The organism is Clostridium sp. CM74B_53 (assembly GCF_036318045.1).
Taxonomy (GTDB): domain Bacteria; phylum Bacillota; class Clostridia; order Lachnospirales; family Lachnospiraceae; genus Pilosibacter.
The window spans coordinates 22,689-38,524 of record NZ_JAWQDE010000013.1 but is presented as its reverse complement, the minus strand read 5'-3'; the positions used below and the strand labels follow the sequence as shown (position 1 = coordinate 38,524).

19 protein-coding genes and 1 tRNA gene are annotated in these 15,836 nt (G+C 46.1%); 15 read left to right on the top strand and 5 right to left on the bottom strand.

The features are described from left to right. Positions 1 to 4: 4 nt before the first annotated feature. The 15 genes from V2546_RS11475 to V2546_RS11405 all read left to right on the top strand — a co-directional run bounded on the left by V2546_RS11475 (position 5) and on the right by V2546_RS11405 (position 10,298). Complete coding sequence (locus V2546_RS11475; protein WP_329752372.1) at positions 5 to 556, top strand: DUF4304 domain-containing protein; 552 nt, start codon at positions 5 to 7, stop codon at positions 554 to 556. 26 nt (positions 557 to 582) lie between these two features. Continuing rightward, the gene (locus tag V2546_RS11470) at positions 583 to 1,113 is read left to right on the top strand and encodes an SF0329 family protein (protein ID WP_329752370.1); all 531 of its coding nucleotides are present in this window, start codon (positions 583 to 585) and stop codon (positions 1,111 to 1,113) included. A gap of 24 nt (positions 1,114 to 1,137) precedes the next feature. Continuing rightward, entirely contained in the window at positions 1,138 to 1,425 is a 288-nt protein-coding gene (locus V2546_RS11465; RefSeq protein WP_329752369.1) for a hypothetical protein, read from the top strand. Between the two features lie 21 nt (positions 1,426 to 1,446). Beyond that, positions 1,447 to 1,806 carry a hypothetical protein gene (locus tag V2546_RS11460; RefSeq protein WP_118041387.1) on the top strand — a complete coding sequence of 120 codons (360 nt, stop codon included), beginning with the start codon at positions 1,447 to 1,449 and terminating at the stop codon, positions 1,804 to 1,806. 20 nt (positions 1,807 to 1,826) lie between these two features. Next, positions 1,827 to 2,606, top strand: a complete 780-nt coding sequence (locus V2546_RS11455; protein WP_329752368.1) for a hypothetical protein — start codon at positions 1,827 to 1,829, stop codon at positions 2,604 to 2,606. Between the two features lie 28 nt (positions 2,607 to 2,634). Continuing rightward, a complete protein-coding gene (locus V2546_RS11450) occupies positions 2,635 to 3,513 on the top strand; it encodes a DUF4261 domain-containing protein (protein ID WP_329752367.1) in 879 nt (292 codons plus the stop codon). Between the two features lie 169 nt (positions 3,514 to 3,682). After that, the gene (locus tag V2546_RS11445) at positions 3,683 to 4,645 is read left to right on the top strand and encodes a helix-turn-helix transcriptional regulator (protein ID WP_025529384.1); all 963 of its coding nucleotides are present in this window, start codon (positions 3,683 to 3,685) and stop codon (positions 4,643 to 4,645) included. Positions 4,646 to 4,776: 131 nt separating this feature from the next. Next, on the top strand, positions 4,777 to 5,145 hold the full coding sequence (locus V2546_RS11440) for a helix-turn-helix domain-containing protein (RefSeq protein ID WP_002569119.1): 369 nt from the start codon (positions 4,777 to 4,779) through the stop codon (positions 5,143 to 5,145). 68 nt (positions 5,146 to 5,213) lie between these two features. Continuing rightward, the gene (locus tag V2546_RS11435) at positions 5,214 to 5,771 is read left to right on the top strand and encodes an ImmA/IrrE family metallo-endopeptidase (protein WP_008982545.1); all 558 of its coding nucleotides are present in this window, start codon (positions 5,214 to 5,216) and stop codon (positions 5,769 to 5,771) included. Positions 5,772 to 5,875: 104 nt separating this feature from the next. Continuing rightward, positions 5,876 to 6,412, top strand: coding sequence for a hypothetical protein (locus tag V2546_RS11430; protein WP_002569117.1), 537 nt, complete (start codon positions 5,876 to 5,878; stop codon positions 6,410 to 6,412). Positions 6,413 to 6,713: 301 nt separating this feature from the next. Next, positions 6,714 to 7,262, top strand: coding sequence for a sigma-70 family RNA polymerase sigma factor (locus tag V2546_RS11425; protein ID WP_025529385.1), 549 nt, complete (start codon positions 6,714 to 6,716; stop codon positions 7,260 to 7,262). A 486-nt stretch (positions 7,263 to 7,748) separates the two neighbouring features. After that, a complete protein-coding gene (locus V2546_RS11420; protein ID WP_002569115.1) occupies positions 7,749 to 8,129 on the top strand; it encodes a type II toxin-antitoxin system PemK/MazF family toxin in 381 nt (126 codons plus the stop codon). 30 nt (positions 8,130 to 8,159) lie between these two features. Further along, positions 8,160 to 8,387, top strand: a complete 228-nt coding sequence (locus tag V2546_RS11415; RefSeq protein ID WP_002589006.1) for a helix-turn-helix domain-containing protein — start codon at positions 8,160 to 8,162, stop codon at positions 8,385 to 8,387. Positions 8,388 to 8,491: 104 nt separating this feature from the next. Further along, complete coding sequence (locus tag V2546_RS11410) at positions 8,492 to 8,929, top strand: helix-turn-helix domain-containing protein (RefSeq protein ID WP_002569113.1); 438 nt, start codon at positions 8,492 to 8,494, stop codon at positions 8,927 to 8,929. Then, complete coding sequence (locus V2546_RS11405) at positions 8,907 to 10,298, top strand: tyrosine-type recombinase/integrase (protein WP_002589007.1); 1,392 nt, start codon at positions 8,907 to 8,909, stop codon at positions 10,296 to 10,298. The genes V2546_RS11410 and V2546_RS11405 overlap by 23 nt, the downstream gene beginning before the upstream one ends. Positions 10,299 to 10,647: 349 nt before the next feature. On the opposite strand, the gene V2546_RS11400 is transcribed toward V2546_RS11405, so the two are convergent. The 5 genes from V2546_RS11400 to V2546_RS11380 form a co-directional block, all read right to left on the bottom strand. Beyond that, positions 10,648 to 10,724, bottom strand: a tRNA-Arg gene (locus V2546_RS11400). 532 nt (positions 10,725 to 11,256) lie between these two features. Next, complete coding sequence (locus tag V2546_RS11395; RefSeq protein ID WP_118533355.1) at positions 11,257 to 12,162, bottom strand: DUF3881 family protein; 906 nt, start codon at positions 12,160 to 12,162, stop codon at positions 11,257 to 11,259. 5 nt (positions 12,163 to 12,167) lie between these two features. Next, positions 12,168 to 12,959: a DUF4446 family protein gene (locus V2546_RS15740; protein ID WP_486463584.1), complete on the bottom strand. Its 792-nt coding sequence runs from the start codon at positions 12,957 to 12,959 to the stop codon at positions 12,168 to 12,170. 48 nt (positions 12,960 to 13,007) lie between these two features. Then, on the bottom strand, positions 13,008 to 14,255 hold the full coding sequence (locus V2546_RS11385; RefSeq protein ID WP_486463583.1) for a ParB/RepB/Spo0J family partition protein: 1,248 nt from the start codon (positions 14,253 to 14,255) through the stop codon (positions 13,008 to 13,010). Further along, positions 14,255 to 15,025, bottom strand: a complete 771-nt coding sequence (locus V2546_RS11380; RefSeq protein WP_118322272.1) for a ParA family protein — start codon at positions 15,023 to 15,025, stop codon at positions 14,255 to 14,257. The genes V2546_RS11385 and V2546_RS11380 overlap by 1 nt, the downstream gene beginning before the upstream one ends. Positions 15,026 to 15,836: the final 811 nt, after the last annotated feature.

Below are 15,836 nucleotides of genomic sequence, written 5' to 3'. Positions count from 1 at the left end.
CAACATGGAGAAGAAGGATTTTCCCAAGGGAACCAAGCCCCGTGAGATCTTCGTCTATACCTGTGAGCGGATCGCGGAGCCTTTGATCCCGCTGGGCTACAAATACCGCAAGAGCAAAAATGACATCTACAAAAAAGACGGCATCTTTGTGTTCTCCTTTTACTTTTCCCCCTCCATCCGCTTTGGCTCCACCACTTTTACTGCCTTCTTCGATGTGAGTTCCTCGGTGATTGCCCAGTGGCGCAGTGAGCAGGAAGGGACGGAGGAAACCTATGATGGTATCGTGGGTACCTCCATCGCCCGGCTGACCCACCGGTATGATGACTTCCCCCGCTATGAGGTATCTACTCTGCTGGAGCGGGAACGCTCTATCCAGGAAATTTCCGGGCAGATCCAGGACTATGCACTACCATTCTTTGCCCGGTTTTCCAATCTGCCCAAGCTGCTGGACGATGTGGAACAGGAGGGGTTCTTCCCCCATCGGAAGGGGTTCGATGTCCCTAAGCGGAATCGGGAGTTCATCGAATGCTTCCGGGAGTATCTCCAAAAGCAGTAGGAATCAGCAGAAAGGAAACAACACCTATGTCAAACAGTAGAGTATCCACTTGGAGTGGAATCCGGAACAAATTGGAGAATGACTACCTGTGCTCGGCACTCCGGGGCCACATCCAGTATTTTGCCACCAGTTACAGCAAAAGCGCCGACCATGAGGGCCGGGCCGCCATTCGTGTGGACGGCGTGGAAGTGCTGCGGAGCAACTACTACACCTATTTTGAAAATGTGTGGACGAAATTTCATCACTTGCGCTCCACCACGCTGAAAGATCACGACTCCGCAAAAGAGGCCATCAATCAGGCTCATGCCTATGCGCTGGAGCAGGGCACCTTTGACCAAAAGGTGTTCTATGAGGCGTTTGGGATCTTTGACAACCAGAGCATCGAGAAAAGCCTTGTCAGCGAGAATCCCCTTGTCCGTATCTTTGCCCTTCTGGATCGCAGGCTTGGCAAGCGCCGCCTGCTGGCTTTGGAGGACTCCATGGAGCAGGAACTGGACTGGGTGCGGGCTTTCTATGTGATCCGGTTGCAGGCCGAAGGGCTGATGGACAGAGAATAACGAGGGTTAGGAGAATTGTGCAGCATGAATTTTTCGGATATTGTCCAAGGTGAAGACGGTTTTTTGGTAGAACTGCGTTGTAATAACACATTTCAGGTGCAGTTGTTTGGAAAAATAAAAGCCTATCTTCTTGAAAATCAACCAGCATGGAAGGCAACAGGAGCGATCCCTATTCCCGATGCAGTTGCTATGTTCAATCTGATTGACCAGCTGGCTGGTGGAAATCGGTATTGGAGCGAGGAAACAGGACGCCAGGCAGAAGATGCTCTTTTTGAATTACAGGAAATAATCGATTCGTTAGAGGAAACATAATTTCGGTGAGGAGGAATCACCATGTCACAGATCGCATTCTTTTATCTTCTCAAAGACGGCCAGCGGCAGGAACTGTCGGGCGGCGACTGCTCCGGCGCGGTCTATATGGCCATCTGGGACTGGTGTGAGAGCGAGCTGGATCTGGATGTCCGTTTTCCTGCTCCCCAGACGGAGGACACCCTGGACTGCGCTCTGCTGGAGGGAGAGATGGCGTCTAATGTGCTGGCAGCTCTGCGCGAGCAGGACCTCCCGAAGCTGGCCGCTGAAATTGCCCCTGACTGGGATCTGCCCGCCGAGGCGGTGCAAAGCGGACTTGAAACGCTGCGCTCCCACCTGGAGCTGGTGCAGGGCGACGCTGCCCTGCTGTATGAAATGATATAGACAAAAAAGGAGAAAAACTTATGGGACTTGACATCTACGCCGGAACATTGACCCGGTACTATTCTCACAACTGGAAAACTGTTGTTCAGCAGTGGGCGGAGGAAAACGGATACGCCTTTAACCGGATCACGCCGGATGGAGAACCTGCTGATAAAGAGGAAGAAATGTCCACGGCAGAGGTCCAGGCAGCGGTGGAGAACTGGCGGGATCAGATCTTGAGCGCCATTTCTCAGCCAGATCAGCCCCCCTACGCCCCCTGGCCGGAGGATAATGAGAAGCCCTATTACACCGACAAGCCGGATTGGGATGCCTTCGGCGCTATGCTGCTGGTGGCCGCCTGCCATACATACAATGAGCCGGTGCCTTCCACTGTGGAGAAGGACTGGAACTTCGGGGAGCATCCTCTGGTCGCCCGTCTTGCATCGGACGAGGAGCGGGTGTGGTCCCTGTTTCGGGGCGTGACTTGGTGGCTTCCCCTCACCGACAGCTTTCTGTTCCAAGGCCCTCTGCCCACCGATGACACCGTCGCTATCGCCACCTTGGGCGGACTGCGGAAGGAGCTGGAAAAGCTGAACCAGCTGGCATGGCAGGCCGATGAGGATACCATCCTTGGCTGGGCAGACACGGAGGGATACCCGGTAGACGGAACCGTAGACTCAGATGGACAGTATAGCAAGGCAGACATACCGGAACACACCCAGTATGACACCCAATCCCTTGCCAAGTTCGCCTTCTCCATGTTCTGGCGGGCCATGCGGTTTGCCGAGGAACAGCAGGTGCCCATCCTGCTTGATTATTAAAGAGAATTTGTCAGGAGGTGGAAACCAAATGAGCAATAAAGTATTCCAGCAAAACCTGGATGACAAAAAAGGCCCCCAGCCCGGTGGCCCCTATCTCATTCAGATGCTGTTCAAAGAGCCGGTAGAAATGCCGGATAAAGCAAAAATGACTGCCGTAATGGAGAAGCATATCGGATCAACAGAGTGCTTCTGTTATGATAAGAAAATGGCCGGCTTTGCCGCACAGGAGCATATTGCAGAATTCAAGGACGGAAAATGCCCGGTGCAGCTGATGGTGATGAAATGCGACAAGTTCAAGGGAAAAGGCTTTGACGCCTTTCTCATGAGCCAGATGTGGGACTGCCAGGAGAACCGGGAGCGGATCTTCCGGGAGTGCAAATATCAGGTGGTAGCCACCGATATGCTGGCTGCGGCACTTCCGGCGCTGGAGCGTGCCAACCTGGACGCCGACTTTCTGGAGGCTCTGGCGGAGCTGTACCCCACCTGTGAGGCATTCTATTTCCAGAGCTGCGGCAAACTGTTTCTGGCGGAGGATGTGCGTTCTCACCAGATTGAAGGCTCGGATCGTTTCATCCGCTTTGGCGTCAATGTCCGCTTCTTTAATATTGAGGGCACTGAGGATATGCTCATCGACACGGTGGGCATGAGCACCCTGTTCCTGCCCGACCTCCAGTACCACTTCCACGACATGAACCCAAATTGGGTGGTAAACCACGCCTACAATGTGGTGTCCTATATTTTGGAGCATGATAACCCCATTCAGGATGGGGAAACCATAGACGGCGTGGCGGATGGCCAGATGTGCCGGGAGATTCAGTGGAAGTGCCAGTATGAGGACGCCCTGATCCAGCCACCCAGAGGGGTGCTGGACATTAACATGGGAAACTACGCTTCCGGAGGCCGATAAATGAACGGCGTTGTGCTTCTGATTGGCGGACTGTTGTTTCTGACGGTAATCAAGCTGATTATGGATCGAAATTGGATTGGCCTGCTTCTCTGTTCTGTTGCCCTGTTCCTGGTTTTTGGGACTGGACACCATACAAAATAGGCCATTTTAAGAATTGAGGAGGTGAAGTATGCAGAATTCAACAAATATACGGATACTGGAATTACTCCGGTTTCTCTATGAGCGGACCGATGAAAACCATCCCGCCACAGTATCTGACATCATTGCCCATCTGAATGGAAAAGGAATTCAGGCAGTGCGGCAGACTGTTTACGCGGATACCAATGCGCTGATTGATGCAGGGATTGATATTGTGGTGGTCAAGAGTACCCAAAACCAATATTTTATGGGAAGCCGCCTGTTTGAGTATCCAGAACTGAAAATGCTGACAGATGCAGTAGCTTCCTCGAAGATCATTTCTGCCAAGAAATCCGAGGAACTGGTACAGAAATTATGCCGTCTGACCAGCACACATCAGGCAGAGCAGCTTCAAAAATTTGCTGCTTTATCCAGCCGTGTCAAACCGCATAATGAAAAGGTTTACTATATCATTGATAATATCCAAACAGCGATTGGAAACCATCAGCAAATTCGGTTCCAATACTATGAATATACTCAGGAAAAAAAGAAAATCTTGAAGCATGATGGATATTATTATGTCGTAAATCCTTATGCGCTTGAATGGAAAAATGACCACTATTATCTGATTGGATTTTCTCTGAAGCATCAGAAAATTGCTCACTTCCGTGTAGATCGTCTAACAAGCATAGAAAATCTTGAAACTTGCTTTATGCCGATAGAGGGATTTGATGTAGCCTCCTATACAAACAAAATGGTGGATATGTTTACATCAGAGTCATCGAAGGAAGTAACCCTGCTATGTGAAAACGAACTGATGCGTATAATCATAGATCATTATGGAGAAGATGCCCCTGTTGAGAGATATGATGACGCGCACTTCACAGCAAAAATTGAAGTGAACCCCAGTGGAACTTTTTATGGCTGGATATTCAAATTCAAGGGGAAAATAAAGATTCTATCCCCCAAAGAGTGCATTACAGAAATGCAGCAAATCGCTCGGCAATTTATATAGCATGAAAGAGGTGTTATTGATTTTTAACACCTCTTTTCAAATTCAATTTTTACCCTTGAACTGAACAGTTGTTCGATATACAATATAAGCAAGATGTTCGCAGTTCGTCGAACAAATGAGAGGTGAATGCTGTGGGCAATATAACTTTTGGATCATTTATAGCCGAGAAACGCAAGGCGCACAAATTCAATTTACGCGATACAGCCAAGCATTTGAATATTGCTTACGGCTATCTGTGTGACATTGAACAGAGCCGCCGTCCTGCTCCCAATGGAGATTTTGTGGAACGCATCTCCGCCTTTCTGAATTTGGATAAATCAGAACATGAGTTGCTTTTGGATCTGGCCGCAAAATCACGCAATACAGTATCTGCTGATTTGCCAGACTATATCATGGAAAAAGATATTGTTCGGGCAGCCTTGCGTGTGGCAAAAGAAGTAGACGCTACCGATGAAGAATGGCAGACATTTATGAAAATGCTAAAGGAGCGTAAACGATAGGGGGGAGAGCTTTGTCAATTCCACAAATCCGTACAGAAGCAATCGAAGCGGTAGGGCGAAAAATCTTGATGGAATATGATCCCTCTCTGCTATCCGGGCAACCATGTCCTGTGCCAATCGAAACCATCATCGAGACAAAGTTTGACCTAATCCTGGAGTTTCATACACTAAGAAAAAACCCAAAGATATTAGGGGAAACCATTTTCGATGACGGTGCTGTTGTCTTATATGACCAGATACAGAGACAGTATCGAATGATTGCAGTAAGAGCCGGTACAATCTTAATTGATGAACGGCTTTGTGATCCGTCAAAATTGGGACGGCTCCGTTTTACCTGTGCCCATGAGCTGGCTCATTGGGTACTGCATAAGAAGTTATACTCCGGTACAGGAGATGTTGCTGCGTATAACGGAAATGTTTCTTCCGACGAAAGTCATGGCATAATTGAGCGTCAGGCAGACACTCTGGCCTCTGCTCTGCTGATGCCTTTACCGCAGATCAAAAAATGTTTTTATCGGCTTAGAATAGGACGGACAGATGAACAGCTCATTGCAGAAATGGCAAATATTTTTGAGGTTTCCAAGCAAGCAATGCAGATTCGTCTAAAATCCAGGAACCTGATATAACCAAAGGGAGAAATAGAGGGAGGCACTGCCCTCTCTCACTCTCCTCCGCTATGCTATTTTGTGCCTAATATGTTCGCAATATTGCGAACAAGGAGGGATATTCCATGAGAAAAGAAAGTACAACAATCCAAAAATGTAACAGCAGGCTAACAGCTTTGGGGCTTAACAGCGACGCTGCGTTTCATAGAAGTAAGCTGATTCTAAAGATTTACCGTGATGTAGTCTGGGTGCTGAGTGAACGGGCAGAAGAATTACAAGAAACTGCTTGGATTATGGGAGAACAAGATATAGAGTCTGGCCTCTGCTATCTTGAAAATTTTGCACCAGATATTGAACTGCAAGCCTTTGAAGAAAAAGTTTGCTGCCTTGTTCAAAATCAAATGCTGGTCAATATTATTGACCGTGCACTCCTTCGTCTGAAACGGTATCCGGATCGAGGTGAACTTTACTATGAAATATTGACTAAGCAATTCATCTATCGGTTCAACAGTACAGAGAAAGAATTGCTGGAAGAACTAAATATAGAGCGCAGTGTCTTTTATGACCGAAAACGAGAAGCCATCTATTTATTTTCTGTTTGCTTGTTTGGATATTCTATTCCAGAAGTCCTGGAGGAGCTGCCCCGACTAAATTCCGACTAAATCCCGACAAATCCCCGACCTAATCCCTACTCCCTTCCGACTTCCGACCTGCTATACTTGGTATAGTGGCAGGAATGCGCTAAATTGAATACTTTTTTACATAAGGCCCGGCATTAACCGGGCTTTTTTCATTCCTGCTGCAATATGGCGGCAGGAACATTGGCTGGAGGTGAAAACACTTCCGGCCTTTTTCTTTGCCCGGTATTAGGAGGCCGGTATGCGCTGGGAGGCGTACATAGCAAAATATCCATGACACCGTTCAAATTCGCTGACTACCAAGAATTTGAACGGAGGAAAGGATATGACGAGAGTATTCATTTGGAAAAATAGCAGCCCACAGGAATGGGAGGAAATCAGTTTTTCAGCGTTCAGTAAGGCACGCCGCAATGGTTGCTTTACTGGGCGCTATTTTGTTGAAACAGTCAAAATGTTCCGTGATGAAGATGACCGCATTATCATGGAATGTTCTCGCAAAGATTTTGAAAAATACCAGCAGGAGGACCGCCACAGCCGCTATCTCCAGGAACATGAGAAAAGTCGCTCTATATTCCCAGCTTCCCATGTGGGAGATCGTGACGGCACAGAGGAAGGTTATCAGGATACAGATTTGTTTGTGGATGAATCTGTTGATACTGCGGAACAAGCAATTTGTAATCTTCTTATGGCCGATCTGCACCGTGCCTTGCAGAAGCTGAGTCAGAAAGAACGCTCTTTTATCTTGGATTATTACGGCATGGAAAAGCCAAGTACACTGCAATTAGCCAAAAGATATGGCATTAGTCAGCCCGCAGCTCATAAGCGTCTGAAAAAAATTGAAGAAAAAATAAAAAAGTTGGTTATAGATTTCTAAAAAAAATGGCAGTAGCAAGTGAGAGGGAAATCCTTTCACTTGCACCTTGACAACCTCATATACGAATCATTAAGTTTGATCCTCTTTGGGCGTAATAGCCGCTACATCAGCGGTATATTTTCTGAGAGCTGCCACTAACATAACAGGCCAACCCATTTTGCTGTATAGATGATTTTGCGGTTTATCAGAAATATATCAGGCTGGAATACATCGGATGGCATCCGGTCATGGCATAACAAAGAGGGGAGCTCTCTTATAGCCATAGTCCGAGCGTGATAATAACCGTCGCAGGCCATGGGTAAGACTAAACGAAGTGAGGTGAAATTCCTGAGAAGCGGGCCAGCCACCTGCGGCTTAATGATTACCCAAATCCCTGGGGTGTCGTGGACAAGTAAGGGATAAAACAGGCGCTAAATTGAAGGAGACTCTGTAATTTGCAGGGCCTCCTTCTTACATAATCAAATCTCAAAACATAGGAGGATGAACATGAAAGAAGATTGGATTTATAAGCGTGGGGATTTATATTATGCCAATTTGAACCCTTATTTTGGCTCAGAGCAAGGCGGCACTCGTCCTGTCCTGGTTCTTCAAAACAATGTGGGGAATTTTTTCTGCCCCACTTTGATCGTGGCTCCGCTCACCAGTAAATGGATTAAGAAAAAGGAGCTGCCCACACACTATGCACTGGAGAGCGTTCCAGAGCTTGGACTGAAATCTGTTGTTCTGCTGGAGCAAATCAAAACGATTGATAAAAGGCGTGTTTTATCGTACATTGGGCGCGTATCTCGCGAAGAAATGAGAGCGATTGATGATGCTCTGCAAGTTAGTTTAGATATTCATATTCCGGAGGAAATGGAGGCTCCATAAGGCCACTTACCGGATAAAGGAGGCGTTTTTATGTTTGAAGCAAGAATTGCGGAATTGAACCGCTTTAATGAACAAAATCCTGTCAGCTATGACAAAAGGACCTATACGGTCGATGAGATTCAGGACATTCTGGGTATCAGTCGTCCCACAGCATATAATCTGGTAAAACAAGGTGTATTCCACAGCGTCAGAGTCGGCGGTCATATCCGCATTTCCAAAAAGAGCTTTGATGACTGGCTGGATCACACAGATGAATGATTTGTCAAGGATGCCGATCTCCAAATCGACATCCTTAACTTTTTTTCTGCTTTCTCTTACAATGAGGCCATAGCAAGAAAAACTTTATAAAGGAGGCAAAAGCCATGCAGAAACAAAGAGTAAAGACCAGTATGTCTGTACCAGAGATGGGCAAAATGCTTGGGCTTGGTAAAGTAGAATCCTACTGGTTGGTTAAAAAGAACTATTTCAAAACAATTCAAGTGGCCGGACGAATGAGAGTTATGCTGGATAGCTTTGAAGATTGGTATGCCGGCCAGTTCCACTATAAAAAAGTGGATGGTACACCGCCCGGAGAGAAATGGCGGCATACTACGATGTCAGTACCGGAAATGGCGGATCTTTTGGGGCTGAAATCTGGCACAGCTTATGACCTTGTTAAAAGGGGCTATTTTGAGACGACCTTGATTGATCGAAGAATTCGTATCATTACCAGCAGTTTTGAAGCCTGGTATCAAAAGCAAACTCATTATGTGAAAATCTCAGAAAGGAGCAATGAAAATGGCATCTATCGTGAAGCGTAAAAGCAAATATTCTGTGGTGTATGATTACACAGATGAAAACGGAAAACGCAGACAGCGTTGGGAAACCTTCAGCACAAATGCAGAAGCAAAAAAACGAAAAAAGCAAATTGAGTATGAGCAGGACTCTGGAACCTTCTTTATTCCTACGGCAAAGACCCTGAACGATCTGCTCGATGAATATATGTCCATCTATGGTGTAAATACCTGGGCAATGTCAACATATGAAAGCCGCCGTGGCCTGGCGAGAAACTACATAACTCCTATTATCGGAGATATGTTACTATCCGACATCACTCCAAGGATGATGGATAAGTATTACCGCGATCTGCTCTCTGTGAAAACGGTAAGCGTCAACAACCGCAAACCCACAAGCGAATATCTGACCCCGCATACAGTAAGAGAAATTCACAAGCTACTTCGCAGTGCCTTTAATCAGGCGGTGCGTTGGGAACTAATCAGCCGTAACCCTGTCCTGAATGCGACACTTCCCAAAGAAGAACATAAAGAACGGGATATATGGACTGCCGAAACTCTGAGCAAGGCTATGGAAGTCTGTGATGATCCTATCCTCTCCCTTGCCTTAAATCTGGCGTTCTCCTGCTCCTTACGCATTGGCGAAATGCTGGGCCTTACCTGGGACTGTATTGATATTGCACCACAGAGCATAGAAAATGGTTCAGCTTATATATTCGTCAACAAAGAGCTGCAACGGGTTACACGAGGTGCATTAGACGATTTGAGCGACAAAGGTGTTATTAAGAAGTTTCCACCTTGCATAGCCAGTACCCATACTGCTCTGGTCCTGAAAGAGCCTAAAACCAAAACCAGTATTCGCCGTGTGTACCTGCCGAAAACAGTTGCCTATATGCTGGTAGAGAGAAAAAAAGAAATCGACGAGCTGATGGATCTGTTTGGAGACGAATACATCGACAATAACCTGGTCTTTTGCTCCAGCAATGGCCGTCCGATGGAAAGCCAGGTGATTAACCGTGCTTTCAATAAACTTATCAAAGAAAACGGACTGCCTCATGTTGTATTCCATTCTCTCCGCCACTCCAGCATCACCTACAAGCTGAAACTCAATGGCGGCGATATGAAATCCGTCCAGGGCGACTCCGGTCATGCTCAGGTAAAAATGGTTGCAGATGTCTATTCTCACATCATCGACGAGGATCGCTGCATAAACGCTCAGCGATTGGAGGAAGCATTTTATTCCTCTAAGACTCCTGATCCCGTTGAAGATACAGAGCCAGAAACTGCGGATACTGCCGTCACTGAAAGTGATGAAAGTGATGCAGCGAAGATACTGGAACTGCTTAAAAATCCCGAAACTGCCGCACTGCTCAAGCAGCTGGCAAAAGCTTTATAAAGTCCCTCCCTTAGAAGAACGCCTCTCACTTTGTGAGAGGTTTTCTTCGTTTGAACCACTTTGCACAGTTGACCAAACACTTTTTTTGTTAGCAAGGTTCTGAAAGCATTTTTGAGCGATGTTAGCAAATTCGCGATTTTGTTTGCAACTTCCTCTAATTTCTGCTAACAAATGTTTGCAAGTTCCTTTGGTAAAAATCGAACCTCTGACTTACCGCCTTTCTTAGCAAAAGGCCAAATCTCGTTAGCAAATGTTAGCAAACCAAGGTTTTTTGCAAAAAAGCCACAAAAGCCGCAGAAATAAGAAAAGCCGAAAACCCTGATAAATCAAAGGTTTTCGGCGTGTTTGCTGGCGTCCCTGGCGGGATTCGAACCCACGGCCTTTCGCTTAGGAGGCGAACGCTCTATCCTGCTGAGCTACAGAGACTTATATTAAATTGAGACTGGCAACGATCACTTTTCCCCGTAAGGCAGCTGGTAGAGCACAACCTTAGGAGGCGTGTGCTCTATCCAGCTGAGCTATATGGACGTGTCTGATATATGATTATAGCCCGACCAAGGTCGAACTGCAATCCCTTATTTAGTTTTTTTGAGGTGACCGTTGTAACGCAACCTTAGGAGACGAACGCTCTATACTACTGAGCTACAGAGACATGCAGTCTAAAAAACTACGATATATATCTTACCAAACAGAAGCCGGAAAGTCAAGGAATCGCAACTTTTAGAGAAATATTTCTTCAGGTTTTATTTCATTGTTTCAATCCACAGTCGGTAATTTAACGGAGACTGACTGTGATTTGCTTCGTGTCAGTGGGGGATACCGATTTCTCTCCGCCCACCACTGCCATTAAGTTTTCCATTGGCAATTCATCTTACCACCTATAGAGGTGGGAGAATTCTTGCTGTTGTTAGTTAAAATAAGGTCATACAAAGCTCTTTCTGCTGCCTAGAAAACTTTCCTATTTTTGACTCTGTTTCGCACGATACGGTTCCAGCTTTAAGGTTCCCTGCATCCAGATCTGCCCTTTGAACCGGCGTCCGGGTTGGGGTTCGCCTAAGAGATCTTTACTGTTGATACAGATCACAAACTCCAGGTCGTGGCTCTCGATCTTCATGCGATAAATTTCTTCTTTTGTATAAATATTTCGTATTTTCTCAACTTCTTTAATTTCTCCAATAATAGAATACTGATCACACTCCACGCCGCACGGCATAAAGCAGGAGTCGATAATGGAGTAGAGATCCTCTTTCATCGCTCTTCTGGAAATCTGTGAGTAGAGATCAATATCCTCGATCGTCAGCGTCTCCATCGCTTCCTCGTCCCCGTTCTTTGCTGCCTCGATCAGACTGCTGCGGTCTTTTGCTGCAACCTTCGCCTTCTGGATCTGTTTCTGACTTTTTTTGATCGGAAGAAGGATCTTTCCTCCGATGGACATACCGGAAAAGCAGACGGATCCGATCTTTGAGTGATGCTCTTTATCCAGCATTTTTTCCCGGAATTCCAGGAAATTCTGGATATAAAAGATCAGTGTAATGCCGACTTTATTCTCGTCCACCATTCCGGAGTATGTCTCTTTCTCCGTATGCCGCTGGACTGAACACTCTTCCGTTGATCCGACAATGTTGCTCTCCAGATACGGGAAGTAAAATTCCCGCTCGAAGTCTCCATCATCATTCAGTTCCCCGACGATCGAGATGCCAAGTCCCGGGGCCACTTCCGTCCGCATTTCGCAGACATTGCTGTCCTCATCGACCTGGACACACTTCGTCATCGACGGCTGCCGTTCCAGCAGATCCAGAAGCTTTTCAATATCTTTTTTCTTTGTATACATGCTGAAACCAGCTGCACGTAAAAATTTATGCATATGGATCAATAATCTCCTTTATCCTCGCCATCGGGATCGTCCGGCAGTGCATCGTAATCCTCGATGGTATCTGTCTGGATCTCGACCTCTTCCACATCGTATGCGTCCGCATACCGTTTTACACGTTCTTCTTCATCTTCACGGCGCTCTGCCTGACGTCTTCGCAGCTCTTTCATGCGCTCGCTCTTCTTCCGCTCGCTGCTCGGAACCTCGATATCCTGCTCACCGGAACCACCTTTTCTCTCTTTCTTCTTTCCGGCTGCAGCCTTCTCTTTCTGGGCGATCCGTTCATCCATCGTCGGACGTTTTACATATCCCAGGGCCTGCTCCAGCGCCTCCTGTTCCTCTCCGCCGAGGAGAACTTCCGTCGCTCCTTCCTCTACCTCTTTTAAGTAGATATAGCAGCCTTCACGGCTGTGAACGACGTCCAGTACGAAACCGCTGTTGTTGTTATCCAGCATTGCGATGACAAAGCTCAGATTTCCGCCCATGCCCTTAAACGCGTTGTACTTGACGTATCCGAATTTCTGGAATGAGGACTTGATCTGCTTTGAAAGCTGCTTCATCGCATCCCGACTCACCCGGTCTTTTTCCTGAAGTTCTTCCATCTCGTCCATGATGTCCATGATCGTATCTTCCAGTGTCTCCGCGTCTTTTCCGCGCATGAACATGTCATATCTGCGGTACAGTTTATTGAGCTTCACAATACAGATGATCACCACGATCAGCAACGCCACTGACAGGATTGAAAATCCTACGATCAGCGCCATTGGATCAATGGGAAGATTGTATAACATACTGTTTTCCATATTCTGTTTTCTGTCCTTCCGTTTATGTCTGTGCTTTTATGATTTTAAAGATTCCATGAGTTCGATCAGTCTCTCTAGCTCTTCCTGGGAGTAATACTCGATCTCGATCCTTCCCTTATTTTTATCCTTCTGATTGATGACAACCTTGGTTCCCATGATGGATTTTAATTTGTCCTCAACCTGACGGTAGATCAGATCAATATCCGGTCCTTTTTCCGGTTTCTTTTCCTTCGGCGGGCGGTTCATCATCTTGACAAGTTTTTCCACGTCACGGACGCTTAATTTCTCTTCAACGATCTTCACTGCAACCTGGTACTGACGTTCTCTGTCCTCAAGTCCTAAAAGTGCTCTCGCATGTCCGCTGGAAATTTTTCCTTCCGCCAGCATATCCTGCACTCTGGAATCAAGTTTCAACAGACGCATGCTGTTTGTGATCGTCGCACGGTTCTTGGAAACGCGATTCGCGATCTCCTCCTGAGTCAGATGAAACTCCTGGATCAGCTGTTGGAAAGCCTGTGCTTCCTCGATCGGGTTTAAATCCGCACGCTGGACATTCTCGATCAGGGCGATCTCCATCGTCTGCTGTTTGTCATACTCGCGGATCAGTACCGGAACATCCGTGATCCCTGCAAGCTTTGCCGCGCGCCAGCGGCGCTCACCGGCGATGATCTCGTAGTGACTACCCTTTTTCTGGACGATCAGCGGCTGTAGAATTCCATACTGTTTGATGGAATCAGCCAGTTCCTGAAGACTTTCTTCGTCAAAATTCTTTCGCGGCTGCTCGCTGTTCGGCTCGATCAGATTGAGTTTTAAGGTCTGCTCGACAGGTTTTTCTACGATCTTCTCAACCGGCTTTTCAACCACTTTCTCAACGATTTTTTCAACTGGCTTCTCGACGATCTTTTCTACGATCTTCTCGACTGGTTTCTCGACGATCTTCTCAACGATCTTTTCTACCGGTTTTTCTACGATCTTTTCGATGATGATTGGTTCATTTGCCTTCTGTCCGTTTGCGGACGGCGCATTTCCGGAAACACCATTTTTATTCTTTCCCTGGTTTTCCTGGTCCTTCACCACGCTACTCTTTCCCGCCTCTCTGTTTCCGGCTATCCCTCTTTTTTCTGTATTCTTAGCTGTATTTTCCGGCTTTTTCTCAGCCGTTTTTCCCATTAACTGTTCTTTTCTTTCACTTCTGCTTACTTTTTCTCCAGAAGTTTCTTTCGTATTTGCAACCTCTTCTCCAAAAAAAGCGCCAAGTCCCTTTCCTAATCCACGCTTTGCCATTATATCTCTTCTCCTCTGCTGATGACTTCCGCTGCTAAAAGTCTGTAGCTCTCCGCGCCTGATGACCGGCTGTCATAGAGATTGATCGGCATACCATAGCTCGGTGCCTCCGCCAGTCTGACGTTTCTCGGAATGATCGTCTTGTAGATATTTTCATTCAGATGTTCTTTTACATTCTCTACGACTTCCAGAGACAGATTTGTTCTCGAGTCATACATCGTAAATACAACGCCCTCTACTTCCAGCGCCGGATTTAGTTTTTTCTGAACAAGATTTACTGTTTTCAACACCTGGCTTAATCCTTCCAGTGCATAATATTCACATTGGATCGGGACAAGTACCGTATTGGCTGCTGTCAACGCATTGATCGTCAGAAGGTTCAGAGACGGCGGGCAGTCGATAATGATAAAATCATACTTACCATTTAATAGCTCCAGATTTTTCTTCAGGATGCATTCCTTTTCCTCCATATCAAGGAGTTCGATCTCCGCTCCTGCAAGATCCACATCCGATGGCATTACATCAAGACGTTCCTGAACGCTCGGATTGATGCACTCTTCCACCGTGCATTCTCCCATCAGGAGTTCATATACAGTATTGTCAATATTTCCTTTTTCCAATCCAAGTCCGCTTGTTGTATTTCCCTGCGGATCAAAGTCCACAGTCAGCACTCTCTGTCCTGCTTCAGCCAGGCAGGCCGACAAATTGATCGCGGTTGTCGTCTTTCCGACACCACCCTTTTGATTTGTAATTGCAATAATACGTCCCATACCTCTATCCTTTCCGCAGGTCAGCTCTACCTATTTTTATCGTTACTATTTATATTCAAAACTTTAGCGAAACTTAGTATAACACAATTTTCCCTATTTTCCTATTGATTTACCCTATAAAATTAAAAATGTTTCACGTGAAACATTTTTGCAATTCCTACAAGGCATAGCCGCACAGCTTCTGATCGTGCGTTAGTGCTTTGTTATACAATGTTTATAACGTATCCATCGCAGTATATGTTTCACGTGAAACATATACTGCAATTTACAGCTCGCTTTCCTTTTTCTTGTAAAGCGGACATTCGCAATCCGCTTCGCTACTTGCTCTGAACGCAGTCGCTTCGCGATCTGTCAGTGGGAGCTTTCAACTCCCACTGACATAAGCATCCCACTCACCCACCGCTTAGTGCTCCGCGCACTTGAAGCGGGGGAATGCTTATCTGCGTTCAAGATCTTATTTCTATGTTTACTTTTTGATGCTCCATGTCTCACATAAAGTATCATGGCTTATCCATTTATTTTTAGTGCTTTTCTTTCATTTTTCTCTTATAGTACTTTTCTAAGCTTCTTTCATACTTTTACAAAACTTCAGTGTCTTTTCTTAAATGTTTCACGTGGAACAATTTTTCTTCCCATCAATGTTTTCTTTTTGTACTTATCCGTAAACCATTTTCTTTTTCATGTGCATTTTCTCTCAGATGTTTCACGTGGAACATTTCCGCTCTATATATACGTTTACTAACACTTTCCATCTTCCGTTTTTCACATAAACCGGTTTTCTTGTTCATATACGTTTTCTTTTAGATGTTTC